This window comes from Bradyrhizobium sp. CCBAU 51745, assembly GCF_028128715.1.
GTDB classification, from domain to species: domain Bacteria; phylum Pseudomonadota; class Alphaproteobacteria; order Rhizobiales; family Xanthobacteraceae; genus Bradyrhizobium; species Bradyrhizobium manausense.
The window spans coordinates 46,379-71,149 of the sequence record NZ_LBJP01000069.1; the positions used below are offsets into that span (position 1 = coordinate 46,379).

At 59.3% G+C, this 24,771-nt stretch carries 19 protein-coding genes and 2 pseudogenes; 7 read left to right on the plus strand and 14 right to left on the minus strand.

Annotated features, from left to right (window positions below; genetic code table 11):
• Window positions 1–30 precede the first annotated feature (30 nt).
• Entirely contained in the window at window positions 31–1,065 is a 1,035-nt protein-coding gene (locus XH98_RS16960) for an IS110 family transposase (protein ID WP_271598016.1), read from the plus strand.
• Window positions 1,066–1,080: 15 nt separating this feature from the next.
• On the opposite strand, the gene XH98_RS16965 is transcribed toward XH98_RS16960, so the two are convergent.
• From XH98_RS16965 to XH98_RS16990, 6 genes are all read right to left on the minus strand, one after another.
• Window positions 1,081–1,659, minus strand: a complete 579-nt coding sequence (locus tag XH98_RS16965; RefSeq protein WP_271619326.1) for an SDR family NAD(P)-dependent oxidoreductase — start codon at window positions 1,657–1,659, stop codon at window positions 1,081–1,083.
• A gap of 206 nt (window positions 1,660–1,865) precedes the next feature.
• Complete coding sequence (locus XH98_RS16970) at window positions 1,866–3,275, minus strand: alpha/beta fold hydrolase (protein ID WP_271619327.1); 1,410 nt, start codon at window positions 3,273–3,275, stop codon at window positions 1,866–1,868.
• Between the two features lie 364 nt (window positions 3,276–3,639).
• Window positions 3,640–4,764, minus strand: a complete 1,125-nt coding sequence (locus XH98_RS16975; protein ID WP_271619328.1) for an ABC transporter substrate-binding protein — start codon at window positions 4,762–4,764, stop codon at window positions 3,640–3,642.
• An 843-nt stretch (window positions 4,765–5,607) separates the two neighbouring features.
• Entirely contained in the window at window positions 5,608–5,841 is a 234-nt protein-coding gene (locus XH98_RS16980) for a DUF1127 domain-containing protein (protein WP_220004746.1), read from the minus strand.
• 144 nt (window positions 5,842–5,985) lie between these two features.
• Window positions 5,986–6,273, minus strand: a complete 288-nt coding sequence (locus tag XH98_RS16985) for a hypothetical protein (protein ID WP_271598022.1) — start codon at window positions 6,271–6,273, stop codon at window positions 5,986–5,988.
• 351 nt (window positions 6,274–6,624) lie between these two features.
• Entirely contained in the window at window positions 6,625–7,326 is a 702-nt protein-coding gene (locus tag XH98_RS16990; protein ID WP_271598023.1) for a Crp/Fnr family transcriptional regulator, read from the minus strand.
• A gap of 438 nt (window positions 7,327–7,764) precedes the next feature.
• Here XH98_RS16990 and XH98_RS16995 point away from each other — a divergent pair, with 438 nt between their 5' ends.
• Entirely contained in the window at window positions 7,765–9,084 is a 1,320-nt protein-coding gene (locus XH98_RS16995; protein WP_271619329.1) for an MFS transporter, read from the plus strand.
• 387 nt (window positions 9,085–9,471) lie between these two features.
• Here XH98_RS16995 and XH98_RS17000 read toward each other — a convergent pair whose 3' ends face one another.
• The 6 genes and pseudogenes from XH98_RS17000 to XH98_RS17020 all read right to left on the minus strand — a co-directional run bounded on the left by XH98_RS17000 (window position 9,472) and on the right by XH98_RS17020 (window position 18,451).
• Window positions 9,472–10,047 (minus strand): hypothetical protein, encoded by a 576-nt coding sequence (locus tag XH98_RS17000; RefSeq protein WP_271598025.1) that lies wholly within the window; start codon window positions 10,045–10,047, stop codon window positions 9,472–9,474.
• A 220-nt stretch (window positions 10,048–10,267) separates the two neighbouring features.
• Window positions 10,268–11,221, minus strand: a complete 954-nt coding sequence (locus tag XH98_RS17005) for an ABC transporter substrate-binding protein (protein ID WP_271619330.1) — start codon at window positions 11,219–11,221, stop codon at window positions 10,268–10,270.
• A gap of 254 nt (window positions 11,222–11,475) precedes the next feature.
• Window positions 11,476–12,465, minus strand: a complete 990-nt coding sequence (locus XH98_RS17010) for an ABC transporter substrate-binding protein (RefSeq protein ID WP_271597351.1) — start codon at window positions 12,463–12,465, stop codon at window positions 11,476–11,478.
• Window positions 12,466–12,686: 221 nt separating this feature from the next.
• Window positions 12,687–12,866: pseudogene (locus XH98_RS41140) on the minus strand (winged helix-turn-helix domain-containing tetratricopeptide repeat protein); the annotation flags it as partial.
• A gap of 395 nt (window positions 12,867–13,261) precedes the next feature.
• A pseudogene (locus tag XH98_RS17015) lies at window positions 13,262–13,633 on the minus strand (IS110 family transposase); the annotation flags it as partial.
• Between the two features lie 3,729 nt (window positions 13,634–17,362).
• Window positions 17,363–18,451, minus strand: a complete 1,089-nt coding sequence (locus XH98_RS17020) for an IS110 family transposase (protein WP_271619331.1) — start codon at window positions 18,449–18,451, stop codon at window positions 17,363–17,365.
• Between the two features lie 257 nt (window positions 18,452–18,708).
• On the opposite strand from XH98_RS17020, the gene XH98_RS17025 reads away from it, so the two are divergent.
• Complete coding sequence (locus tag XH98_RS17025; protein WP_271619332.1) at window positions 18,709–18,906, plus strand: DUF7336 domain-containing protein; 198 nt, start codon at window positions 18,709–18,711, stop codon at window positions 18,904–18,906.
• A gap of 221 nt (window positions 18,907–19,127) precedes the next feature.
• Here the strand turns inward: XH98_RS17025 and XH98_RS17030 are convergent, their stop codons facing one another.
• Both XH98_RS17030 and XH98_RS17035 read right to left on the minus strand, forming a co-directional pair.
• Window positions 19,128–19,328: a hypothetical protein gene (locus tag XH98_RS17030; protein ID WP_271619333.1), complete on the minus strand. Its 201-nt coding sequence runs from the start codon at window positions 19,326–19,328 to the stop codon at window positions 19,128–19,130.
• A 702-nt stretch (window positions 19,329–20,030) separates the two neighbouring features.
• Window positions 20,031–20,381, minus strand: coding sequence for a hypothetical protein (locus XH98_RS17035; protein ID WP_271619334.1), 351 nt, complete (start codon window positions 20,379–20,381; stop codon window positions 20,031–20,033).
• A 455-nt stretch (window positions 20,382–20,836) separates the two neighbouring features.
• Here XH98_RS17035 and XH98_RS17040 point away from each other — a divergent pair, with 455 nt between their 5' ends.
• The 4 genes from XH98_RS17040 (at window position 20,837) to XH98_RS17055 (ending at window position 24,736) form a co-directional block, all read left to right on the plus strand.
• A complete protein-coding gene (locus XH98_RS17040) occupies window positions 20,837–21,967 on the plus strand; it encodes an ABC transporter substrate-binding protein (protein WP_271597354.1) in 1,131 nt (376 codons plus the stop codon).
• Window positions 21,968–22,068: 101 nt separating this feature from the next.
• On the plus strand, window positions 22,069–23,007 hold the full coding sequence (locus XH98_RS17045; protein WP_442868598.1) for an ABC transporter permease: 939 nt from the start codon (window positions 22,069–22,071) through the stop codon (window positions 23,005–23,007).
• Complete coding sequence (locus XH98_RS17050) at window positions 23,001–23,789, plus strand: ABC transporter ATP-binding protein (protein ID WP_442868596.1); 789 nt, start codon at window positions 23,001–23,003, stop codon at window positions 23,787–23,789. Before XH98_RS17045 ends, XH98_RS17050 begins: the two co-directional genes overlap by 7 nt.
• A 146-nt stretch (window positions 23,790–23,935) precedes the next feature.
• Window positions 23,936–24,736, plus strand: a complete 801-nt coding sequence (locus XH98_RS17055) for a class I SAM-dependent methyltransferase (RefSeq protein ID WP_271597357.1) — start codon at window positions 23,936–23,938, stop codon at window positions 24,734–24,736.
• The last annotated feature ends 35 nt before the right edge of the window (window positions 24,737–24,771 follow it).

The window sequence follows — 24,771 nt, forward strand, 5'->3', positions numbered from 1 at the left end:
GCCCCAAGCATCTGGAGACGGAGGACAGCCGTGGGGAATTATGCCGGAATCGACGTGTCATTGGAACTGTCGAGCGTGTGTGTTGTGGACGCCCAGGGTAAGATCCTGAAGGAAGCGAAGGTCGCAAGCGAACCCGACGCCTTAGTTGAGTTTTTTGAGACGCTCAGCTTTGCAGTGAAGCGGATCGGGCTGGAGGCTGGGCCGCTGTCGCAATGGCTGCATGCAGGCCTGAAAGGTGCGGGATTTGAAACAGTTCTGCTGGAAACGCGGCACGTGAAGGCCGCATTATCTGCAATGACGGTCAAGACGGATCGCAAGGATGCCCGCGGGATCGCCCAGTTGATCCGGATGGGATGGTTTCGGCAGGTACACGCAAAGTCGGTTGATGCGCAAGAGATCCGGGCACTCCTGATCGCACGCAAACAGCTTCTCGGGCGGCTGATCGATGTAGAATTAAGTATCCGAGGGATTTTGCGCGGCTTCGGTCTGAAGGTTGGCCCGGTGACGCGAAAGAATTTCGAAGCGCGGATTCGAGAGTTGGTTGCGGGACAAGCGACATTGGAGCGCATTGCTGGTGCGATGCTTTCGGCACGATCGGCCCTGAAGGCAGAATACGGAAGACTACACAAGGCTGTGCTGGCAATTGTCCGTGATGATGCAGTCTGTCGCCGGCTGATGACAGTACCGGGTGTTGGCCCCCTGGTGGCTGTTACCTACAAATCGGCGATTGATGATCCTCATCGCATCGTAAAATCGAAGGCAGCAGGCGCGCTGTTCGGGCTCACGCCAAAGAAATATCAATCGGGAGAAAAGGACGTCACGGGCGGAATCACGCTGGCCGGCGATGAGACGGTGCGGACGGCCTTGTATGAAGCCGCCAACGTTCTGCTATCGCGCATCACGCGGTTCTCAAAACTCAAACGCTGGGGGATGGACGTCGCCAAGCGGAGAGGCTCGAAGCGCGCAAAGGTCGCCTTGGCACGCAAGCTCGCAGTGATCCTGCATCGGATCTGGGTCGATGGCACGACTTACCGATGGGCCGAAGCGGGCTCAATCGCAGCATAGAAGACGTGGAGGAGATCAAGGACAAGCCTGGACATCGACTCCGGAGCCTTCCAGCTCGCCTGCCAGCGCCTGAGTAAAGGCCAAAATAAAGGCCTTTGCGCCAGCGTAGGTCGCGCGTGATGGCAGCGGGTCTGGCGGCAGCACAGCGCTGATGGCAAGCAGGGACGCCACATTAATGATCGCACCTTTGCGTCGTCGAACCATCCCCGGGAGAGCCGCTCGCGAAAGCCGCGCAACCGCTCGCACATGAATGTCGACTAGATCGTCAATGACCTCAGGATCAATTGACACAAACGGCCGATAACCCGCAAAGCCTGCATTGTTGATCAGCAAGCTGAGCGCTTCGTCGCCACCGGCCAGCGTCTCGACTCTAGCCAAATCCTGCTTGTCTGTCAGATCGGCGCAAACGACCTCGGCAGCTATGCCGTTTCCTCTCTTCAGTTTCTCCGCCAGATCAACAAGTCGGTCGCGCCGACGCGCCACCAGAATGAGATCATAGCCTTCACGTGCCAGTCGTTCCACGTACACCATCCCTATTCCGGACGATGCGCCAGTAATAAGAGCCCGGCGACCACTTGAAACGGCATCGCTCATTGCAACCTCCCTGCGTGGGGTGATGATATGTGACCGCTTTGTCCGCCCGGAGGTCAACTGGCTCTTGGCAGCCGCATGCCCTCGGTCGGGTCATCTTGCGGAAGCAGACGTCGGCGCGCTCCCGGCTGAGGTCAGCCGGGGGCCAAGGGCGACATTCCGTTGCCGCCAATGAGCATCAAGCAGCACGCGCGCGGCCGCACGAAGTGCTAGAGTAGAAAATTGCGCACTTCCTCCTGGAAAATTGGTGCGCCGGGATCCTGCGATAGCAACATATGATTTTGGCCAGGCAGCGAGACGAACCTTGCGCCCGGAATTTCCGCGGCCATATCTCGGCCCAAAGAGATTGGAACCCTGCGGTCGTCTCGAACATGCATCACGAGCGTAGGGGCCTTAATTTGCTTGAGGAGGTGTCGGACGTCGAAATTCGCTACAGTTTCGAGGTAACGTACCGCACACTCCGCCGAGGCGCTGAGACGCTGAAGCTCATTGAAGGCGTCGACCTGTTCTTTGGTGGCGCTTGGTAACATCGAGGATGTAAAGAGCTGCCGGAAGGTCGGCTCATCCGCGCCCCAACCCAGCTTCATCAGTGTTTTCATTGCCGCGAACCGCTCCCGATCGGCGGCCGAAAGATTTGGATTGTTATTGGCGCCGACCGCAAACCCACCATAGAGGATCAGGTGCGTTACGCGCTCCGGATGCCGGACCGCAAACGCAATCGAAACGGCGCAGCCCTGCGAAAACCCGAGAAGCGGAAACTTGTCGAGCCCGGCCGCGTCGGCCACGCTTTCCATGTCCCTGACCCATGCGTCAAGCGAGAGCTCGCCGACGTCCCAGTCCGAGAGGCCGTTGCCGCGAGCATCGTAACGGACGAGCGTGAATGAAGATGCAAGCCCGAGCAGAAAATCACGGTAGAGCGGAAGATCCCAGTCATACTCGAGGTGGCCAAGCCAATGCGCCGATCGCAATAAGCCTGGTCCACTTCCAACCTTCGCGTAGGCCAACCGCACTCCATCCGTGGCCCTGCAATAGCGGATGGTCTGTTTGAGATTTGCTGCCGATAGGACACGCGCTGCGGGCGAGCCGTCCTTGCCCAGATCGATGGCATAGACTTCGATCGGTCGCGCGATGTTCTTGAGGTTCTGCCGGCCCAGCTCGCGAAAGGGGAGCTTTAGCTTACCATCGATCTGATCAAGGACCTGCCGGGAAATGCAGATGCCGCCCCGCACCGCCATGCCTTCCAACCGCGCGGCGACATTGACGCCGTCTCCAAAGATATCGCCCTCATCTTCAATGATGTCTCCGACGTTAATCCCTACGCGGAATTCAATACGTCGATCGGGAGGAATACTCGCGTTCCTGTTGACCATCCCGCGCTGAACTTCGACAGCACACTTCACTGCTTCAACGGCGCTCGAAAACTCCACGAGCATTCCGTCACCAGTCGTTTTAATAAGACGCCCGCGGTGGGACTTGAGCTTGTGATCGACCAGCTCCCGGCGGTGCGCTTTCAATCCGGCAAGAGTGCCTTCCTCGTCATCGCCCATAAGCCGTGAATAGCCGGCTACGTCAGCTGCCAGGATTGCTGCCAGCCGGCGCTCGACGCGCGCGTGAACCACGAAAGTGTCCTCCGTCACCTAGCCCAAGCAAATCATATGCAATGGAATGGCGCCAGTAAAAACCCGTCGTTAGCCGCGGCCTGACGTATCCGCTTCAAGGGTAATGGCGTCGAGCATGATGTCCTGTTTCTCATGCCAACCGACGCAGCGAAGACTGAGCTTCTGGGCATAGGCCAAAAACAGAGCTCCAGAACTCCATTTTCAGGTTAGTCTCTCGTCCGAAGTCACAAACCACCGGCAATCCTGCCGTCAGGCCCTGCTGGAGGGGTGATCAATGGCACAATCATTGCTCAGCCGCACCGCATCGGTGACATCTTCGCATTAGGGCCATAGCCGGACTCATGCGCTGCAGCAAACAGCCTCTCTATTCGATCACCTCGTCGGCACGGGCGAGCAGCGAGGTCGGAACGGCGATCCCCAGCGCCTTGGCGGTCTTGAGATTGATCACTAGCTCGAATTTGGTCGGCTGCTCGACGGGCAGGTCAGACGGTTTCGTTCCCTTGAGAATCTTACCTACGTAAATCGCGGCGCGCCGATTCAAATCGGGAAGACTTGTTCCGTAGGACATGAGGCCGCCAGCCTCGACAAAGTTCCTGCTGAAGAAGACCGCTGGCAGTCGATGCTCTGCCGCAAGGTCAGCGAGGCGTCGTCGCTCAAGTGAGAACAGAGGTGTTGGCCATACGACCAAAGCACCCGCGCCCGTCTTGGACATATCCGAGAAGACCCCGTCGAAGTCCTCCCACCCCCGCGCCTCAAAAACCTGAAGCTTCACGCCGAGCGCCCGCGCCGAGACATCGGCCATTTTCAGTCTGGGCTCTCTGACGCGGTCAGGCATGGTATCTGGTTTGAATAGAAGGGCGACCTGACTGGCCCCCGGCACGGCTTCCTTAATCAACTCCAGGAACTTGCCGATAAGGTCGGGAAGAGCGATAGAAAACCCGGTGACGTTACCGCCAGGCCGCGCCAGGCTGGCGACGAGGCCCTCTTCTACCGGATCGCCAACAGCAGTGAAGACGATAGGGATCGTCGCCGTCGCCCGCTTGGCGGCTTTGGCGGCGAGTGTGCCTCCAGTGGTCAAGATGACATGGACCTTGAGCATAACTAGCTCAGCCGCGAGCGCGGGGAACCGTTTGGGGTTACCCTCCGCCCAGCGGTAATCGATCGTCACGTTCTGGCCCTCGGCGTAACCGGCTTCGCTTAGTCCCTGACGGAATGCGGCCAGAGGCACCTCCGAGTCGGACGAGCCAATACCGAGATAGCCGATCACTGGCATAGCTGGCTGTTGCGCGCGTACACAGAGCGGCCTCGCAATCGTTGCACCCCCAAGCAACACGACAAACTCCCGCCGCCTCATGGCTTCGTCCTCGCGCTGAAGGGCGCACCTTAGCACGTCGCGGATCGATTTCGCTGTGCTTCGCATCGCACCAAATCGGTTCGCCGATGAATCGGCGAGCCGCGACTTCGCCGAAGGGCCAACAGGCGACATCATTCGATCACCTCGTCGGAGTGGAGCATCGGCAGGATTTCCATCTCCAGCGCCTTGGCGGTCCTGAGATTTATGGCAAGATTGAGCAACAAAAAGCTCGCCCAAGAACAAACGGAGGGAAGAGCCATGAAGGCGGGCCAAGCACTGCTTGTTGAGGATACCTTTCAACTCGACGACACCTTCACCCTGACGCCGACCCCCGGCCATTCACCGGGGCGCTGGCTGGGTGTGGATGCCAACTGCGGCCCTCGTTAAGGGTATGCGCACTTTCGATACGGTCGAGAGGAGCGGCTCGGTTCTTGGTAATAAACATGCGAAAATCGCTTCGTCGTAACACTTGACAGAAAAAACCCGCCTCCGAGTCAATGGAAAGAACGGAGGGATATGCGTTAATGAAACTTCGCCCGGCTGACTTTTGAAATGCGTCCGGAGGCGGGGCCGAATGGCTCAAGTATTCCAATACCAAATGACGTTCGGCGGTCCGTAAGCCCGACCGCCCGTCCACATCAGACCTAGGAGGAATGATGTGCTGAAAACATAGCATACGACCGTCCTCGCCGGGGAGACGAAATGCAGATTCACAACTGTCGTATTCCGGGACTGGTTTTGGTCGTTAGGGCAATCGCCAGCGCTCGTCGGACTGAGGCCAAGCGATCCCAAGCTGGGCGAAGGCACGACGCTGCGGTCGTAACACTTCGAGCGATCATGCCGGCCGGTTGCCGCTTGGGCTCCTCGAGCCAATAGCTTTCATACCAAGAGCGATCGACTTGAAAGAAACGCATCGCGAGGTCGTGGTCTCCGGGAGAGCGATGCGAACGACGAGTTGGCATGGCACTCGCCTTGCGTTTATCGGACGCCTCGGGGGTCGCTACCTCGGTTCGAGGCGACATAGTCGATCTCGCCACGCGAAGTACCGATGTCCATCAGTTCCCTGTCACTTAGATCGGACAGAGCGGCGCGTAGCCTCTCGCGTTCGCGCCCTTCTTGAAACGCTTCCCAATATCTTTCCAAAAAGCTGACGACGCGCGGTCCAGGGGCCAGCCGTCTGTCCCACCCTAATGCTCTATAGGTCGTGCTCATTGCGCAATCTCCGGAGTCCCAACTCGGCCGGCAGACACATCATTGCCGCCGCCTTGTTTGCGGGTGCAGTCCTAAAGATAGGTTGTGATGGCAACGGAGCAGATGACCACCGAAGCCACTACAGCAGCACGCGTCGCCGTCGCCTTATCGCTCTGACAAGCCGACTGTGGTCAGCTTCACGGCCGTTGCCTTCGCCGTCACGCTGGGCCGTGGCGTCAGAACGGCGATCTGATGCGGAGACGCCGGCATCCCGCCGTACATCAGCGTTGGGGTCGCCGACTGTTCCTTAACATCTTGCGCTCCCATAACTGCGACCTGATGTCGCGTGATCGGAAAGCCTTTCAATTCAAAGCTTGGAAGCTCTACGGCCCCTGCCTGGGAGCCGACTACCATAATTGCCGCAACAGCGGCCACCAAGAAGACTTTCTTCATGGCAATCCTCCTCCTCAAATCAAACAGAAAATCGCACCACAATTCCAAATGACATAAATCAATTCGCCGGCGCGTATGTGAGCCGGTACCTCCACCGGTCCAGGTTAGGGGCCCATTTTAAGTCCAAGTGTGACTGAGGTTACCAGTGCAAAGTACTATGCGTCGACTTGCTCCGTTCGTTACTCTTGCCTTCCGGTAAGCCGATTGAGACATGATGGTCGTCGCCGCGGTGAGGCGAGGCTACGCCCGGGAACCGCACCGGGCGTTGAGTTTTGCCAATGTATGAAAAAAATTCTGGGCGGTGGGATCGGACCATCGTATGCCACATCGCACGAGGAAGCCGGGAGTGGGCTACTCGCCCTTGATGTCGCGCACAAGCTTCTCTAGACGGCTGATGTCGGTGACCCGCAGGTTACGTCCCTCGCGACGCAACAGACCGATCGAAGTGAGACGGCTTACCTCCCGAGAAACTGCTTCTCTATGAGTGCTGACACGGTTGGCGATGTCGGAAAGCGATGGGGCCGGCGACAACAACGGTTGCGCTCCGTCTCTATCAGCCTCAGCCGCAAGACGGAGCAATTCCGCCTGAATTCGGTTTTGCACAACAAGCGTGCTGAACTCGAACACGCGTTGCGACAATCTTCTCAGTTCAGCCGCGATGTGGCGCAGCGTTGCCATTGCGACGCTTGGCTCTTTGAGCAGCAGATTTTCAAACTGACTAGAGGTTAGGGTCGCGACGGTGGCTGCCTCCAGTGCCTCGATCGATGCTGATCGTGGACTCCCGTCGATGGCAGAAATCTCACCAAAAATGTCGCCCGTCCTTAGGTCCCTAAGGATGATGGCTTTCCCACGTGCCGAGTGGATGATTGCGCGGACCCTGCCGGAGACAAGAAAGAATACATTGTTCGAAGGATCGCGATACCCGAGTATTTCTTCGCCGCGCTTGTAGGTATGCCATCTGGACGACTTGGCGAGCTCCTCCAAAGATACCTGCGATAAGCCAGCCAGAATCTGAACGCGCTTTAGAAACTCCAACTGCTGACCCGGGTGCATGGGGCTCTCTGCCTCGGACGGGACTCAATTCACCGACGGGAATCTGGACCCCAACCGTCCCGCGTTGCGAGCACTGCTTCCAAAAGCAGAACAATCGAGGCAACACTCCGGCTCTTCTTGCCGACAAATCGTCATATTACGCCGTGGCTATCGCAACTGCGAGACGATAGCACTGACCAAAGCCAAATAACACCGACCAGAGCAACGTCCGAATGCGGCCAGGGCCCATGAGGCTCTGGTTGAGAAAATGTCTTTCCCGTCGCCCCGCACCGAATCCTCCGAGTCGTGCCGGTTTGAGATCTGAGCATGTGCAGCACAGTGCGAGCGCTGAAGTCGGTCCCTACTCAATTCGTCGGCGAGAGCAGGTGGTAGCCACGTGCATTGGCGCGCCGCCAATGTTATCGTCGGCCGGGCGATGCCTGCACGGGAGGATCGTCAATGACCGCGGCCACCGCCGCACCGGTATCCGATCTCGAGCAACGCATTCAGCTGCGCCGGGCGGTCATCGCCAGCACGGTCGGCACGACAATCGAATATTACGATTTCATGCTGTACGGCCAGATGGCCGCGATCATCTTCGCGAAACTGTATTTTCCGTTATCCGAGCCGCTCACCGGGACGCTACAGGCGTTCGCTACTTTCGCGGTCGGCTTTGTTGCCCGCCCGATCGGCGCGGCGATCTTCGGCCATTACGGCGATCGCGTCGGCCGCAAGGCGGCGCTGATCGCGACCCTATTGCTAACTGGCGCGTCGACGTTCCTAGTCGGCTGCGTCCCGACCTATGAGCAGATCGGCGTCTGGGGCGCGGTCTTGCTGATTGTCCTGCGGTTTATTCAGGGCATCGGCGTCGGCGGTGAATGGGGCGGCTCGGTGCTGTTGTCGATGGAGTGGGCGCGCTCCAACCGGAATCACGGACTCATCGCAGCCTGGCCGCAATTCGGCGGGCCGGCCGGGTTCTTCCTGGCGACGCTGGCGATCCTGGCGTTCAGCCACATATCGGGAGAAGAATTCCTGAACTGGGGTTGGCGCGTCCCGTTTTGGCTGAGCATTGTCATGTTCGCTATCGGCTTGTGGATCCGTCTCGGCATCCTCGAGACGCCGATCTTCCAAAGGGTGATCGCCGAGGAGCGGGTGGCGCGCGCGCCCGTCGTCGAGGTTTTCAAACGGCAGTCGAGAGAGATAGTCCTCATCGCCCTCGTGCGCATGGGCGAGATGGCGCCGATCTTCGTCTACATCGCCTTCATTTTCCCCTACGGCACACAGGTCCTTCACCTGTCGCGCGACTTCATTCTGATCGTGCTGCTGATTGGATCGTTCATATCGTTCTTTACGATCCCGTTAGCCGGGTATCTGTCTGATCGGCTCGGGCGCAAGCGGGTCTATGTGTTCGGTGCAGCCGCTACCGGGCTTTTCGCGTTTCCCTATTTCGCGATGCTCAATAGCGCCAAGCCCGGACTGGTGATCCTGGCGACCATCGTCGCAATCTTTTTCCACGATTTGATGTGGGGGCCTCTAGCGGCGCTGGCTGCCGAAGTGTTCACGCCGCGCCTGCGCTACAGCGGTTCCTCGATCGGCTTTCAACTAGCCGCAGTGGTCGCGGGCGGGCCGGCGCCGATGATCGCGACGGCGCTTTTGGCCGCCACCGGCTCGGGCTATGTCATCGCGCTCTACATCTTCGGCTGCGCGATCGTCAGCATTGTCAGCACAGCGCTCCTGCCGGACGTCAAGGATTGTGATTTCGCGCGCGATCACTTTTGACCCGATAGGTGGGTCCCAGCGGAGACCTGGATTCATCGTGATCCACCAAAGAAGCGGTTGAGTCATGGTCCCTATTCCGAAGGGCGGACCCGCCCTGGGTCGCAGCTTCCTCGGTTATTATTGCGCCGACACCAGCACGACGAGTAGGTAACGCCCAACAAGCCCAGCGATTTCAAGCTGCGCGCCGGCTTACCCACCGGGCCGCATATCCCTGTGTTGTGCATCACAAGAAACTCGACGCATCGACGTCGCAGATGGGTCAACAGCGCTGATTTGACCAGCGCTGGGGCGCTTCCGCTTTACCCCCGATCCCGGACATCTCGCTGCAACGCCCTAATGGAAGCGATGGGCCAATTCCAGACGAAAAAAACCTATCGCTCATCACCTTCAAACGGTGGCCGCCTCGTCCTTTTTTGTCGGCGCAAGGAAGCGTTTGACCGGTCGAAGGGCGTCAATGGCCGGAATACTTTCGCAGGCTTGGACGTTTGAGCACCAAGGATATGGTAAAGCCGCGAGCCATTGCATGATCGGCTCTAGCGTTTGGGCGGGAAGCACACACATAGCTTCGATGTCGATGGCGAGCTTTTTCACACGCCTATGATCGTCGGAGCCGAAATGCCAATTATAGTGTCCGCATCCTACACGAACAGCGCCCCCCTGCTTTGCCGACATCCCGACCAGCCAATCGCAACGGAAGTGCGGCAGGTAATCTGAACTTGGACGCGACAGGCAAAACGTCCGCACATTCTCGTACTGGTCGCCGAAGTTTGTGACCAGAACCTTGGTAATTTCCTCCAATCCCTTTGCCGAGCCAGGAAACGAGATGGCGTCAGTCTTTACGACCATTTCGAGTTCGCAGTCTTCCGCGAAAGCGTCCTTCATCAATTGCGGACGGTTGCTATCTTTCGCCAAGATGTACGTGCTAATCGCCTCGGCAGCATCGATGGCCGTGGATCGGTTCATCCTATTGCCCTCTATACGTTCAGGCCGCTAACCAAGACTATTCAAGCGGACAGAGGGACCTCGCAAAAGGCCCGTGGGGGTGCGCTCAGGGTCAAAAGCTGCCCGCGGCGGCCAGCATGCCCTTGGTCGGGTCATCTCTCGGAAGCAGACATCGCCGCCCTTTTGGCTGAGGTCAGCCACGTGCCAATTTCGGGCTCATGCGCTGCAGCAGAAAAGATCGTCACTCGATCACCTCGTCGACACGCAACAAAAGCGATGTAGGAATCGACAGACCCAGAGCGAGCACGGTTCGCATGTTGAGCACCGTTTCGAATTTTGTTGGCCGCTCGATCGGCAATTCAGCCGGATTGGCGCCACGCAGGACTTTGCCAGCTACGACACCGCTCAACCGAAGCAGGCTGAGCAGATTCGGCCCGTAAGCCAACAACCCTCCGGCTCGCGCGAAATCCGAAAAAAGCGTAATGGCTGGAAAGCGGTGGCGCAGAGCAAGCTCGGCCAGCATCGGCAAGCTGTCGGCTATCAGCGGAGATGACAACATCACCATGGCACCGGAGCCGTGTTGGTTCGCCCTTGAAAAGGCCGCATCAAAATCCGATGGTCGCCGTACCTCTGTAATATCCAGTTGGACGTTCAGCTTTCCTCCCGCCTTCTCGACCGCCTCGACCTGTACGGGTCCAGTGGCGGGGTCCCATAGCACCGCAGCGCGCGAGAGCTTTGGATTGCACTCGACCAGCATCTCCATCCACTTCGCCGTGAAGTCTGGAAAGTCGAGGAACACGCCCGTGACGTTGCCGCCGGGACGCGCGAGCGTGGCGACCATACCACTGGCAACCGGGTCACTTTCCAAGTCGATAGCGACAATTGGAATAGTGCGCGTGGCCGAGCGGGCCGCGTGCACGACCTGAGGCGCAGCCGCTATGATCACGTTCACATGTTTCCCGATAACGTCCTTTACCAGAGGAGCGACCCGATCCGGGTCGCCTTCCGCAAATCGGGCCACAATCTCGACTTGTGCGGCAGCGGCGTAGCCAGAAGCCTGAAGGCCGGTCAGGATCGACCCCATGCGAGGGGCCATCGCCGCTTTGGGCCCCGAATAGACAAAACCGACTCTTGGGACTTCCACCGGCTGCTGCGCGCGCGCCGCGAGCGGCCATGCTACCGCGCCGCCGAGCAATGTGATGAACTCGCGCCGCTCCTGTCGAACATAGTCTCCTCATACAGGCGCCCAACCGTCTGCCTGACGATAGCACATCAGCCACGGCGGCGGACTGCTGCGCTGCGGGATTTCGACCCAGCCTAGGTCAGCTCAGGGTCAAAGTGCTGAGAACTCAGGTTGAGCAAATCTGGTCCGCTCTGCTGCCATGAACGGACCTCCGTCTGACGCGGCGCAACTTCGGAGATGGGCCAATAGGCGACTTGCCCATTATTCTATTCTATTACCTCGTCGGCGCGGCCCAGTAGTGATGTGGGGACCGTAATGCCGAAAGTCTTAGCGGTGTTTAAGTTGATCACCATTTTAGTCTTGGATAGTTGCTGCACCGGAATGTTTGCAACCTTCTCGCCTTTGAGTACGCGCGCAACAAAGTAACCAACCAGCTCCCAGCTTTCATCTTGATCTGCCCCGTAACTGACAAGCACTCCTTCACGAGCAGCGCCCTGCCAGATGTGAATCACCGGCAAGCGGTAACGTGTAGCTAGTGCGGCCAAGGGTTTAACGAGCACATAAAAACGTGCGTTCGAGCCAACGACCATGGCGCCCACACCTTCCCGAATGCTGGTCTCGAATGCCGCTTCCAACTCGTCTGCGTTTGAGGCGCTCACGACTAAAAGGTCTAGGTGGAACAAACTCGCGGCTTCTTGGGCCGCCTTAGCTTCCGCCTGACTGAGATCCACATCCTGACGATTTGTAAGGAAAGCGATTTTCTTGAGAGAAGGAACCAATTCTTGCAAAACTTCCACGCGCTTACCGGTAGTCAATGAAGCAAGGTTGAAAACGCCGGTGAGATTGCCGCCTGGTCTGTTTATGCTGGCGACAAACCCTTTTCCGACTGGATCAAGTCCTGTCAAAAAAATGATTGGAATGGTCTGTGTTGCTGATCTGGCGGCCTCAAGCTGAGCCGTCGATGGTGCTACGATGACGGTGACCTTTTGATCCACCAATTCTCGATACAGACCCGGAAGACGGTTAAACTGGCCCTCCGCCTCTCGGAATTCGAACCGGAAGTCCTTTCCTTCGACAAATCCGTTGGCCGCCAATGTTTTGCGAATAGCAGCCAAAAGCTGTTGAGTACCCGTGAGTGCCACCCTCGAACCATCGACATAGCCGATCACCGCCATGGCCTGATGCTGCGCTCGCGCCACTAGCGGCCATGAGGTCGCCGCGCTACCGACCAGTTTGATAAACTGTCGTCGTTTCATGCGTCGTCCTCCTCGTCACATCAATAATGCTAAGACGTTTCGTATGATGGCTCCAAGTCTCAATGTCCGAGATGGGTCATGAGCGCCGTTTGGAAGGTCGGCCGGTTGCTTCCGGTCTACCCCGATAACCGACAACTGAAGGCGCCGCCCGAACTTCCCATTCGGGCCAATTGCCGACCTTGCGCTTCCTTCGGTCAGGCGTTTGCCCAAGTGAACCAAATTTACTCTGGCAACCCGGCTTTCCTCAGCCCTTCTTCAAATCGCGCAAGTTCAATCGCCCGCCGATGAGGCACCAGGTCACGGATGTTGGATACCCGGAACGCGGGACGTAGTTGCCGGAGACGCGCCATGGCCTTGCGTGCCTGTTCGAGTCGGCCGGCCATTGCGTTGCTCGCGGCAGCGACGCGCAGTCCGGCGGAAATTCTGGGCTGTATTGCAATGCCATTGCTGCCCAAGACGCTGCCTCTTTGTCGCGCGCCATGGAAAACTGCCCCCTCGGCGTCATGAGGAATTGCCCCCTCCTCGGATAGCTGAGGAGAGAGTGAATGAAGCAGGAACGAATCACTGAAGGCTCGGCGTGGAGTGATCCACGGGGGCAGGTGATGAAGACGCCGGATGACGTGGCGGAGATGTTGCGCCTAAGGGCGTGCGGGTGGGGTGTGAAGCGGCTTGCGCGGCAGCTGGGCTGCAGCCATCACACGGTGAAGGACTACGTGGCGGCGGGCGGGGTGAAGCCGTTCAAGTCGCCTGAGCGGCCGAAGCGTCTCGACGGCCTTGAGGGTTGGTTGCGCGATGCCCGGATCTCCTGGGCGCCGACCGACTTCGCGTGTACCGGCTGGAACCATCCCATCCGGATCAAGTGGGCGATCCCGCGGGCATCCTTGCGATCCGTCTTGACCGTCATTGCAGATAATGCGGCCTTCACGTGCCGCGTTTCCAGCAGAACTGTTTCAAATCCCGCACCTTTCAGGCCTGCATGCAGCCATTGCGACAGCGGCCCAGCCTCCAGCCCGATCCGCTTCACTGCAAAGCCGAGCGTCTCAAAAACCTCAACTAAGGCGTCGGGTTCGCTTGCAACCTTCGCTTCCTTCAGGATCTTACCCTGGGCGTCCACAACACACACGCTCGACAGTTCCAATGACATGTCGATTCCGGCATAATTCTCCACGGCTGTCCTCCGTCTCCAGATGCTTGGGGCCGACTCAAGTCGTGACCCCGTTTCATCATCTATCGGGCGACAGCCACCATCATGACCCCTTGCTCGGAGCAGGGCCCATTACGGCATCTAGCTCGCCGGCCGGACGGGATCAGTGTAGCCCCTTTCGAGCGGGGCGAGATCGGGCCCGATTTATTCCGGGCCGCGTGCCGCATGGGACGCGACGGCCTGGTTTTGAAGCATCGCGATCGACCGTACCGTGGGCGGCCGGCAGAAGCACTGGATTAAAATCAAAAATCGCGGTCATCCGGCCATGGAGCGCGAACTATGACGAGCGAAGGGCGATCCGCTGGCCCGCCAGTGCGAAGCGAGTCCGAACACTTTATGGGCTGCCTAATCTGCGGACGAGGTGTTTGACAGGCGCGACCTGGCCCAAGTTATGGAGCACCTGCACGGACAGGAGATTGAAGAGGAGCCGACAGTGCAATGACTGTGTGGATTTACGACCAGGGCAAGGAGTTGAACGCTTTCGCCACCGCGAAAGCCGCAGGCCTGGTTTGACGAACACGACCCGGAGGGCGTCGCGTCCGAATATGAGGTGATAGGCCCGCCAGGGTGAACCGGCGGGCCTTCTTCCGAGTTCACTTTTTCAGGCAAAGACCAATCGTCGGTGAAGTGCCGCACTTCGCGCCATCTGCGCTCCCACCACCGGGACAAAACACTGAGACAAGGGTTTCTCCGTTGTCGCAATTGACGGCGCCATCGACCTGCACCGCTCGGATATTGACCGCCGCCGGATCGCCCTTGTCTCCCTTGTCACCTTTTGGCCCCTGCGGTCCTTGTGGTCCTTGCACGCCGGCAGGGCCCTGTGGCCCCGGCACACCCTGAATACCTTGGGCCCCCTGCGGGCCGGCTGGGCCCTGCGGTCCCGGATCCCCCTTTGGTCCAGGCTCTCTGCCACACGCTGAAAGGACCAGCGCGGCAGTCATAATGCCCACCGTGATCATTTTTTGCATTGCGATCCTCCCAGCTATCGAAACCATTAAACGGGTTGTCCGAGAGAGCCGCAAGAGAGCAGCCCGCCAAACCTGGCGGGCCGCTATTCATCGCTCAGCATTCCGGCATGTGCGACCAGCCACTGGCCGCGTTTCTATGTGATCTGGGCTGGCGCCTCATGTGTCTGCCTGCCAAGCCGCTGCGGCTTCGACTTGCACTCCCGATCGTACCGCGCGGCGACAAGGTGCTCGACCAGAGCCACGAACGATCTCAGGAACTCGACTCCTCGGCTACGATACAATACCCCTGCTCTGCGGCCTCCTTCATGATGACGCTCGCAACCCGAGCCAGAGAATGGAGCTCGACCGTTATCAAAACGTCCGCCTTCGTCGCCAGCCGTGCCCATCTGGAAAGCGCGCGATCAGACGCCTTCACGAACTCGTCGCGGACGATATATCTCGGTCCGGGTTATTAGGCAGACGGACATGTTCAGCCGGTTCGTTAAAAATGCAATTCTCTGTGCAGCAGAAAATTTGCCTGTGTGCGCCTTAATGTGGCTCGCCGTTAGCTTGCCATGGAGGCGTATGGCGATGGGACAAAAGGCTCGAATTCTGAAGCGGGCGCACCTTTTGCCCGATCTCCTGAAGATGATTCAGGAGCTCGAGGACCTTAGAGAGAAGGTTCGCGTCGCAGAGGCCGCACGAGTATTGCACTAACCCTCGGGGGTTTGGGCCCATAGGTGGCCCACGAGGAACGCTGCAGCCTGGTAGCGCATTTGCTGGTATGGAGCGGTTCTCGGTATCTTTGCTAGTGGCGGCCGCATTCATCATCGGCGTCATTGCTGGGTACGGCGCTAGAGCGCTCATTTCCGCAAGGAGACGAGCAGCGGCCCGCCGCAGGCGCCGTGATTTCAAATGCCCGGGCTCCTCATAAATCAGACAGTCGGCCCTAGCTTCCGCCGCGGCGTTGCCCGAGCGCGCGTTTTGCTGCAATGCGCAAACGCCAAGCGTCTCGATGGGAGCTGGTTTCAGATTGAGCATTCATGAAGCTCGCGTCCCGTTTCATCCGACCGCCCCTCCCTGTCGCATGAAGCGATGTTGAATCAATGCGATCCGATACTCAGAAGGATTGTCGCCCATGAGAGAGGGTTAATGCGTCTCCTCGTTGCCGGCGTAGTGCTTGTAGGGCTAGGAACGCTCGGATTTTCATCGTTTATTTCGGCCGCCCTTTCTGCAGCGCGGGACGCGAAGGCCGCAACATTCTCGGAACGGTTCGCGCCGTCACTAAAGGTCCCCTCCAGCACTTAGGACAGCCGGACGCGGCAGGATCCGCTCACGGTAATTCCTTGTGAAATTTCGACGACGATCCTCTTCGGCGTCCGGGGGAATACAGCCTGCGCGTCGTCTAGCTCACTTGTCCTAACAGCCCCTCATCGGGCAAGCTCTCGTTGTAATCGGGCTTGCAAGTGCTTCCTGTCCTAGTTGATAGGTTCATCCCCAAACACGGAATGGCAGTCTTGCGCGTCGAGTTGTCTCCAGAGAGGCGACCGTGGATCTAACTGAGATCGAGCGCGCGTTCCTGAAGTAGCTGTCTTCCGAACCGTGGATCAGCACTCCACTGTTTGATCACGAACTCGTCGCGCGCCTGGTGGAACTGGGCCTGGTTGACGCAATCCCCCAAACATCCGGCGAAACTGAATACCGAATTACCGCGGCGGGTCGCGTGGCTTTGAGCGGATAGCGAGTGCAACCCTGGCTACTTGCGCTCCCTGCATAAGCTTTGGGGACACGCGGAGAGGTCCTTGCACCCGCGCCCGCGCTCTCTGGCGTGGCTCCCCGGTTGCACCCCCGCTGGCATGCTCTTTGCGGAGCCAGCCGATCTCCGTCGGTCCTGGAAGGGAGCCGTTTCGCGATGAAACAGAAATCACGAGTCCCAAAGCCGCGCAAGCCCACTCTGGCACACATGGTCTCCGATCTGGTGAGATTGCTTAAAGCAATGGAGGACCTAGAGAGGCTGAGAGAGAGGGTCCGGCTGGCTGAGAATAACCAGAGACCCCATTGACGCTCGCCCGAGCTGATTTCCATCCATCCCCGTCCCGGGGCGCCACGGAGTGCTTTAGTCGCTCGCCGCCACCCGTAAATTTCCCAATATCGCACGCGTCGAGCTCATTCGATCATTTCGAAATGAGATCGTCGAAGCCAAAGGAATGGACTGAGGCTGAGCGAAAACGGCTTGCGTGGCTGGCGCGTCGTCGTGTCGTGTCGGAGATAGCGGTGGCGCTGGGTCGGCACGCCGGATCCGTGAGGCGAATGGCGCGCGCAATGGGGCTCATTCTGAAAAAATAATCTTGCCGTCTTAATCGGTCGTGTCGTCTCTCTCGTCTCAGCCATTCTCGCTTCCTTTCTCGTTTGCGACAAGCCTCTATGATCCACGCCATGACACGATGCGCCGCGATGGCTGCGAGTCCTGATGCGCCGTGCAGTCTTGCGCGCTCAGCGACGGCACAAACTCGCTGCAGCAAGGCAGCGCGGACGCCGTCGCGGCGCATCTTTCCATCGGTGTGACGGAGCCACATCACAGGCAATCCGGCGCGATCGGTCGGCATCCGAAGATGCATCGTCGCAGGCAAGATAACGTGCGTTCCGTCGTATTTGTGCTGCACCAGTCCTCATCCGCTCACCGCGGAGCTCCATGTTCAGGTCGCGGCCATCGCCGCGGTGCTGCCAGCTCGAGAGATCTCGCAGCTCATGCGTAAGCGCCGAGCAGTTTACGTTGCTTGGCGGTGGTTTCGGCCCGCATCTCCGCCGCAGATGTGTCCGGATCGCCGCAATAGAAGGTGCCGGTGGTCCACATCGCGTGCATGATCACGGCGAGCTTGCGCGCCACCGCCACCACGGCCTTGCGGTGCGAGGAGCGCTTCGCCAGCGCCAGCCCCCAGCTCTTGACCTTGTCCTTTTTCCGGTAGCGGGTCAGCAGCGCGCTGGCAGCCTCGTACAGCGCCCGCCGCACATCGCCATCGCCCGCCTTGCTGATCCGGCCCTTGACGTCGATCGAGGATCCGGACTGCCAGCGCCGCGAGGTCAGGCCAAAATACGCCGCGACGTCGCGCGAGCGGCGGAAGCGCGACGGATCGTCGATCGCGGTCATGAAGCTCAGCGCTGCGATCGGACCGACGCCTGGAATCTGCATGAAGCGCCGGCACAGCTCATGGCCAGCGACCAGCTTGACCACCAGATCGTGCAGCCGGCAGTACTCCTTCCACAATGCGGCGCGCGCATTCAACATGGCATCGATCAGCTCGCTGACCAACGCATCGTGCGCCACCGCCTCGCGGACGGCTTGCGCAAAACCGCCGCGTCCGACCCGGCTCAGGCGGATGCCAAACACCTTCAGCGAATGCCGGATCGCATTCTCCAGGTCCAGAAACTTACGCTTCAAGTTGCGCCGGTGCGTCAACAACAGCCGCAGCCGGTAGCACGCCTCGCTCTTGATATGCGCCTTGCGGAACCAGCCGGTGCGCATGATGTGGGCAATCCCGAGCGCGTCCGCCCGGTCGGTCTTGTTGCGCTGCGCCTTCAGCGCCGCACGCACATGCAAGGTTTCCAGGCACACCGCCGGCAAGCCGAGCTTGAGCAGTTCCGGATGCAGCCAGGCCGACAGCGAGCCCGCCTCGTGGCCGAGCCGCCGCAAGCGGCCAAGATACGGCGCGAGCGCCGTCCTGATCGCGTCGGGATCGGTCACCACCACTGTCTCCAGCGTCGCCTTGCCGGCGGCGTCCACCACGCAGATCGCTGTCTCGTCCATGCCGACATCCAAACCACAGAAGAATTCCATCACACGCCTCCCGCGTTGCTGAGCCGGCGCAGTTTGCGGCTTCTTCATCGCGCAAGCCACTTGATCTGCCGCCGCAACGCCCGGAGCAGGCCGATTACGGGCGGCCCACCGTCTCGCCTCCTCCTTTGCACTCGCGCCTTGGATGCAAGAGCATGTGCCGATTGGCACCCCCAGTAATCGGCATTTGGCTATGGCTAGCCCCCACGGACGAATGGATCATCGAAATCGACCAGCGCGATCCGCGGCGAGCACGGCTTATGGATGAGCACACAATTGAACAGCTAGACTCGATGGTAGCAGGAGCATTTGCGGTGTTTCATAGCTATGAGGAGGAGAACGGAGACGAACACACAAAATTCATCGGCATCTTTTCCACCAAAGAGAGCGCAGAGGCTGCAGTAGGCGTTTTGAAGAAGATGCAGGGCTTTGCTGACTACCCGCTCGGCTTTCAGTAGACTATCACCCCTTCGACCGCATTGGTTGGTCCGAGGGATTCGTTCACATACCGAGTAACGAGGGTTGAGGGCCTCCGCTGATGGGCTATTTGAGACCCTCCAACGGACGCTGACAATGTCCGCTCGGCGCGGCCGGCCGGAAGTCATAGCCGTGGGATGACCGATACCGTCGGACCCAGTACAGCTCTACAAATCGGCAGATCCGACCCGATGCGTTTGAACTAAATCGAAGCCTTCTTCCCCACCTGCAAGCAACGAACGTAATAGCCTTGTCGCTGAACGCTTGACCGAATCTCATCGCTTACTTTGAGAATTCTTTTTCTGCTCTTGCGCCACTTATTTGCAGAGTAAGCCCCGGGTATCGCGGACCCTGTGCGTAGAACGAGCAAGTCACGCTTCCCGTTGCGATAGACATCAAACACTTTTCGCCCCCGCTGAGACTGTCGAACTAAAACAAAATATATTTCGGTCATTCTGATCGACCAGCTTACTCCCCCAAACGGCTGTGCGGGTTGCAAATGTGCAACGCTCCACGACTTTGCTTCAGAACGTGCCAAACCGGCCAACACGCCGTCGAACCTCCTATGAGGGTGGTCTTGGAAGGCGAGCGTTTGATTTTTCGAATATCCTAGAACTGACGATATGCTGTTCCTAGAGGGGAGCGCGGCATGAAAGATATGCACTACGGCAACCTGCACATTCTCGCCAACGCACGTTCCACGGAAAGCTTATGCGCATGCTGGTCGTAGCCACTCGATAGTAACCAAGGCTCCGACTATCGCCGCACCGCACGGCCACATTGCGCTAGATGCGCTACTCGAGATCAACGGCGAATGGCATGACAGACAGCGAATTGCCGGGATCAGTGATCCCCCAATTCGGGCGGCAACACGATCTTCGTTTCGCCAGGTCTTCGGCTGACGGTCGAATGCTCTGATTGATCGTAGGATTTCCGCTTGGTCGTCGAAAGCTGACGTCCGCGACTTTATGAGCCTCGCCTAGGCGACACTGCGCGTCGCGGTGCAGCCTTCGGCGCGCCGGATTGCGTCAAGAGCTCCCCCCACAAGCGGAAGCGAGCGCCGGCATTCGCCTGCGCGACCGACCGCCACCTCTCGCACAGCAGATCAGCGAGATCTGCTCAGGCGTCTTTTGGAGGCAACGGTCTCCTTGAACAGCTCAACCTTGCCGCTCGTGTTGTCTGTCACCGCAAAAACCTCGTATAAATCGATCTGCGGCTTCATGCCGTAGCGCTGGATGATGCCGTCAAGCCACGGCCCGGTGTAGAACGCCTTGGCATCCTCAATGCGCTCCCACTGGTACACGCCGCCCGCCCAGCCGCTTTCGGACCAGATGAAGTGCTTACTGATCAGTCCCGTCACCTCGCGGAAGTTGGGTGCGATCTTATGAAAATGCTCGCGACACGTGGCGTGGTCGATCTGCGACGGCAGTTTGTATCGTACAACGGCGGTAATCATGCGACCTCCTTGTAAGGATGCCCCAGCTCTTGACATTCCCGCGAAAGCAAGTGAAGCGGGAAGCCGACATGGATCAAAAGTGTAAAGCCTAACCGGTAGTTTCCGTTCTGCTGCGACCAGCCGATTATCCCAAATCATGCCGACTAGCGTTAGATCGCGTCGCCGAATTCACGCAACGCTGGCTCCATGCTGGTGCGTGCGCACGATCGAAATTTCGATCATCTACCCCCGCCGATCGCGATTAAATGCGACAGGGCTGCCGTGAGTAGGTCAATACGATTGACAAGAGCCTTAGTCGCCTCGCCGCTATCGCCTTCCAATTTTTTGCGTTAATGTGAACGTCTTCACACCTGTGTAGCAGACGGGCTCGGATGATGCCCATGGAGAGGTGAGCTAAAGCCCCGCAAAGCGCCGCCCGGTTCTATTCCATTCACACGCGAGTTTGGGAGCGACAAATGGAAAAGCGCGAAATTGGCAACAGCTTAACGAAAGATCTGGCTGAAGCGAAGCGGGGCACCTTGTCCCGCCGCTCGGTGCTGACGTTGGTTTGCACTCTCGGCGCCGCGGCGCCGTTTGGAATGTTCGGAGCGGCTCGCGCGCTGACGGCTTCTGGGGCTGGATCGCTGTCTTATGTTCCTGGCGAGGCCTTCATTTGCCGCACCGCAGCGAACAGTGAAGAGCTGCAGGGCCCACCCCGTCAACTAAAACTCGCCTGGAACGCGAACGCGGCATGCACGGTCGCTGCGCCAGTCGCAAAAGAACGGGGTATCTTTGCCAAGCACAACCTCAATGTAGATTTCGTCAATTTCGGCGGTTCGACCGACCAGTTGTTGGAGGCGATTGCAACTGGCAAGGCAGATGCTGGTTTGGGGTTGGCCCTGCGTTGGCTCAAACCGCTCGAGCAAGGTTTTGACGTTCGGATCACCGCGGGTGTGCACGGCGGCTGCATCCGGCTCCTCGGCTCCAAGGCTGCGAATATTGACAGCCTGGAATCCCTGCGTGGCAAGGCTATCGCGATTAGCGATCAAGCGAGCCCGGCGAAGAACTTCTTTTCGATCTACCTCGCCAAGAAGGGCATCGATCCGGCCCAAGAAGTAGAGTGGCGCCAGTACCCGGCCAATCTGCTCGCGCTTGCCGTCGATAAGGGCGAAGTGCAGGCGCTAGCCGAGATAGATCCGCTGCCCTACCTCTGGCTCAAGGAAGGCAAACTGAACGAGATCGCGACGAACTTAACGGGTGAATTCGCCGACCGCACCTGCTGCGTTCTCGCGATACGTGGCAGCCTCACCCGAGGCGAAATGGCGGTGGCGGCCGCTCTGACACGATCGATACTGGAAGCGGCAGATCGAGTTGCCAGCGATCCCGCCGATGCCGCTGCAATCTATTCGGGCTATGGCGGGAGAGGGTCCTTAGAGGATCTCGCCACGATGTATCGTAGCCATACTCACCACAGGCATCCCGTCGGGGCGGAGCTCAAGAAGCAGCTTCTGCTCTATACCGATGAACTCAGGGCAGTGAACGTCATCAAGCGAAGCACTGACCCGGCCAAGTTCGCGGACCGGATTTATCTTGACGTTCTAAGCTGACCCGATTGGGAAGATCCGCAGTGAGCTCGGTCATCGATGAAGTGCCGAGGCCATCAGAGAAATCGGGTTTCGGCTTTTTTGAAAGTTCCGCCACTCGGTCGTTGATTGGCGGGCTGTCTGTTGCGGTCGCATGGTGTATAGTCGCCGCGCTCACTGCATTCTGGCCGGATAAGCCCGCGAGCGATTGGGTCTATACGGGCGGCTTCGCCATTGCCTGCGGCGCATTGGCCCTTGCCCTTGCCTTGGCGGCCTTTGCCGGCGTTCGATTTGTTGCTTTTCAGCGTCTCCAGCGGCTTGCTCCGTGGCTGTTCGCGCTCGGGCTGTTTTTGGCAGCTTGGGAGGCCGTCACAGCAAAGCTTGGTTTGCTGCCGTTGCCATTTTTTCCGCCGCCGCAGGCCATTGTCGAAGTCGTCATCGATGATTGGGGGCGGCTGGCTGAAGGCATCTTCGCCTCAGCGCGTCTGCTCGCGACCGGTTATTTTCTCGGTGCGGCGCTGGGGTTCGTAACCGGCGTCGCGATCGGCTGGTCGCGGCTCGCCGGTTATTGGATCCACCCAGTTTTGCGGTTCATCGGGCCGCTGCCCGCGACAGCTTGGCTGCCACTTGCATTTTTCGTTTTCCCGTCGAGCTTCAGCGCCAGCATTTTCCTGATCGCGCTCGCCACCGGGTTTCCGGTCACCGTGCTCACCTGGTCAGGCGTTGCCTGCGTGAAGAGTGCCTATTACGATATTGCGCGGACATTGGGAGCAACCCAGCGCTTCCTCGTGCTCAAGGTTGCCATTCCGGCGGCAATGCCGCATGTCTTTGTTGGCCTGTTCATGGGGCTCGGCAACTCGTTTGCGGTTCTTGTCGTAGCCGAGATGCTGGGCGTGAAGGCCGGGCTCGGCTGGTATCTGCAATGGGCGCAGGGTTGGGCGGCCTATGCCAATATGTACGCCGCGCTGCTGCTCATGGCGTTCTTGTGCTCAGGGCTGATCACGCTGTTGTTCCGCTTCCGGGATCGCCTACTATCCTGGCAGAAAGGTCTGGTGCGATGGTAGCGGCGATGGCAGGCGATCACTCGGTCCGTGGATCGACGCTAACACTCCGCGAAGTGAGCCATCGCTTCAATTTCGAAGGGCAGCCCCTACCGGTGTTGGACCGCATCAGCCTGCAGGTCGGCCGCGGCGAATTTGTCGCTATCCTTGGACCGAGTGGATGCGGAAAATCGACCTTGCTCCGCCTGGTCGCGGGGCTCGACACTCCAACAGCCGGCGCCCTGCTAACGGAGGGAAGGAAGATCGAAGCACCCGATCCGTCGCGCGTCGTCGTTTTTCAAGACCCCACGCTTTATCCATGGCGGACAGTGTGGAGCAACGTTGCGCTCGGTCTGGAAGCCCGCGGCTTGCTGCGCACCCATCGCGAACGTATCGAAGACGCCTTGCGTCTGGTGGGGCTCACGGGCTTCGCCAATGCCTACCCGCACCAGCTTTCCGGCGGCATGGCACAGCGCGCGGCTCTGGCGCGTGCGCTTGTCAACGACCCGACACTGCTCATCCTGGACGAACCTTTGGGCCAGCTCGACTCGCTCACTCGCATCGCGATGCAGACAGAACTTGTATCACTTTGGCAGCGCTCGAGCTTCACAGCGCTGTTGGTCACGCACGATGTCGAGGAGGCGCTCCTGCTCGCCGGCCGCGTCATCGTGCTGAGCGACCGACCTGCACGGATCAAGGCCGAAGTCGTCAACAGCCAGCCCTATCCTCGCCACCGGGGCGATCCGCATTTCGTTAAGCTTCGTCGCGAGGTGTTCGAGCATCTCGGCCTTGAGGAGGCGTGGTAGCCGTCAAATGGAGCCCGCCGTGGCAGATCTTCTCATACGCGTCATAGCCGCACGGCGTGCTCGCCACGATTGCAATGCGATTGCTTTAGCGGCTTGGTAACCACCCCGTCGAGGTCCAGGAATTTGGCGAGCGCACGGAGACTTCGATGACCTCGGAATTCAACGTACACAGCGCTGCGGGCTATGAGCAACTCATGGGCCGCTGGAGCCGAAGACTCGCGCCGCTATTCATCGACTTCGCAGGGGTTGCCGACGGCGAAAGGATTCTCGACCTCGGCTGCGGCAGCGGGAGCTTGACCTTCGCGCTCGTCAAAGCCGCCGACGTCGTCGAGATTGACGCGGTCGACTATTCACCAATCTTTGTCGAGGAGGTGATCCGGCGCAACACGAACCCGCGAATAAAAGTCCGACAGGCGGACGCCTGCGCCCTGCCCTTCGAGCGGGGCGCGTTCGACCGCGCTTTGGCGCTTCTCGTGCTCCACTTCGTTCCCGCAGCCGGCAAGGCAGTGGCCGAGATGCGCCGCGTCGTTCGGCCGGGCGGCGTGGTCGCGGCAGCGGTGTGGGATCATCTCGGCGGCATGCCCGGCATGCGCATGATGGTCGACACGGTGGCGGCACTCGGAGAAAGCGGACGCGAGCTGCGCCGTCGCTTTTGCTTTCAACCGATGATGCAGCCAGGCGAACTGAGACGGACATTTGCCGAACAGGGTCTCGTGGACATTGCGGAAATGGAGCTGATGATCCGCATGGACTACCAAGACTTTGCCGACTATTGGGCTCCGATTGCCGCTGGCGAAGGGCCGCTCGGCAAGTATGTGGCAGCGCTCGACGCTGCGGAGCGAGCGCGCACCGATGCCGCCGTGCGCGATGCCTACGAGGCCGGCCGGCCCGATGGGCCGCGATCCTTTGCAAACGTCGCATGGGCCTGCCGTGGCAAAGTTCCCTGACTCGATCTCTTCCGAGGTCCTGAATCCGAAATCGT

Bases quoted from the DNA above. Each gene is read 5' to 3' on its own strand.
- XH98_RS16975 (WP_271619328.1), bottom strand. From the start codon at position 4,764: ATGATGTCGCCTGTTGGCCCTTCGGCGAAGTCGCGGCTCGCCGATTCA.
- XH98_RS17055 (WP_271597357.1), top strand. From the start codon at position 23,936: ATGACCTCGGAATTCAACGTACACAGCGCTGCGGGCTATGAGCAACTC.
- XH98_RS17035 (WP_271619334.1), bottom strand. From the start codon at position 20,381: ATGATTACCGCCGTTGTACGATACAAACTGCCGTCGCAGATCGACCAC.
- XH98_RS17010 (WP_271597351.1), bottom strand. From the start codon at position 12,465: ATGAAACGACGACAGTTTATCAAACTGGTCGGTAGCGCGGCGACCTCA.
- XH98_RS17050 (WP_442868596.1), top strand. From the start codon at position 23,001: ATGGTAGCGGCGATGGCAGGCGATCACTCGGTCCGTGGATCGACGCTA.
- XH98_RS17020 (WP_271619331.1), bottom strand. From the start codon at position 18,451: ATGGAATTCTTCTGTGGTTTGGATGTCGGCATGGACGAGACAGCGATC.
- XH98_RS16990 (WP_271598023.1), bottom strand. From the start codon at position 7,326: ATGCACCCGGGTCAGCAGTTGGAGTTTCTAAAGCGCGTTCAGATTCTG.
- XH98_RS17040 (WP_271597354.1), top strand. From the start codon at position 20,837: ATGGAAAAGCGCGAAATTGGCAACAGCTTAACGAAAGATCTGGCTGAA.
- XH98_RS17000 (WP_271598025.1), bottom strand. From the start codon at position 10,047: ATGAACCGATCCACGGCCATCGATGCTGCCGAGGCGATTAGCACGTAC.
- XH98_RS16985 (WP_271598022.1), bottom strand. From the start codon at position 6,273: ATGAAGAAAGTCTTCTTGGTGGCCGCTGTTGCGGCAATTATGGTAGTC.
- XH98_RS16995 (WP_271619329.1), top strand. From the start codon at position 7,765: ATGACCGCGGCCACCGCCGCACCGGTATCCGATCTCGAGCAACGCATT.
- XH98_RS17025 (WP_271619332.1), top strand. From the start codon at position 18,709: ATGGATGAGCACACAATTGAACAGCTAGACTCGATGGTAGCAGGAGCA.
- XH98_RS16965 (WP_271619326.1), bottom strand. From the start codon at position 1,659: ATGAGCGATGCCGTTTCAAGTGGTCGCCGGGCTCTTATTACTGGCGCA.
- XH98_RS16980 (WP_220004746.1), bottom strand. From the start codon at position 5,841: ATGAGCACGACCTATAGAGCATTAGGGTGGGACAGACGGCTGGCCCCT.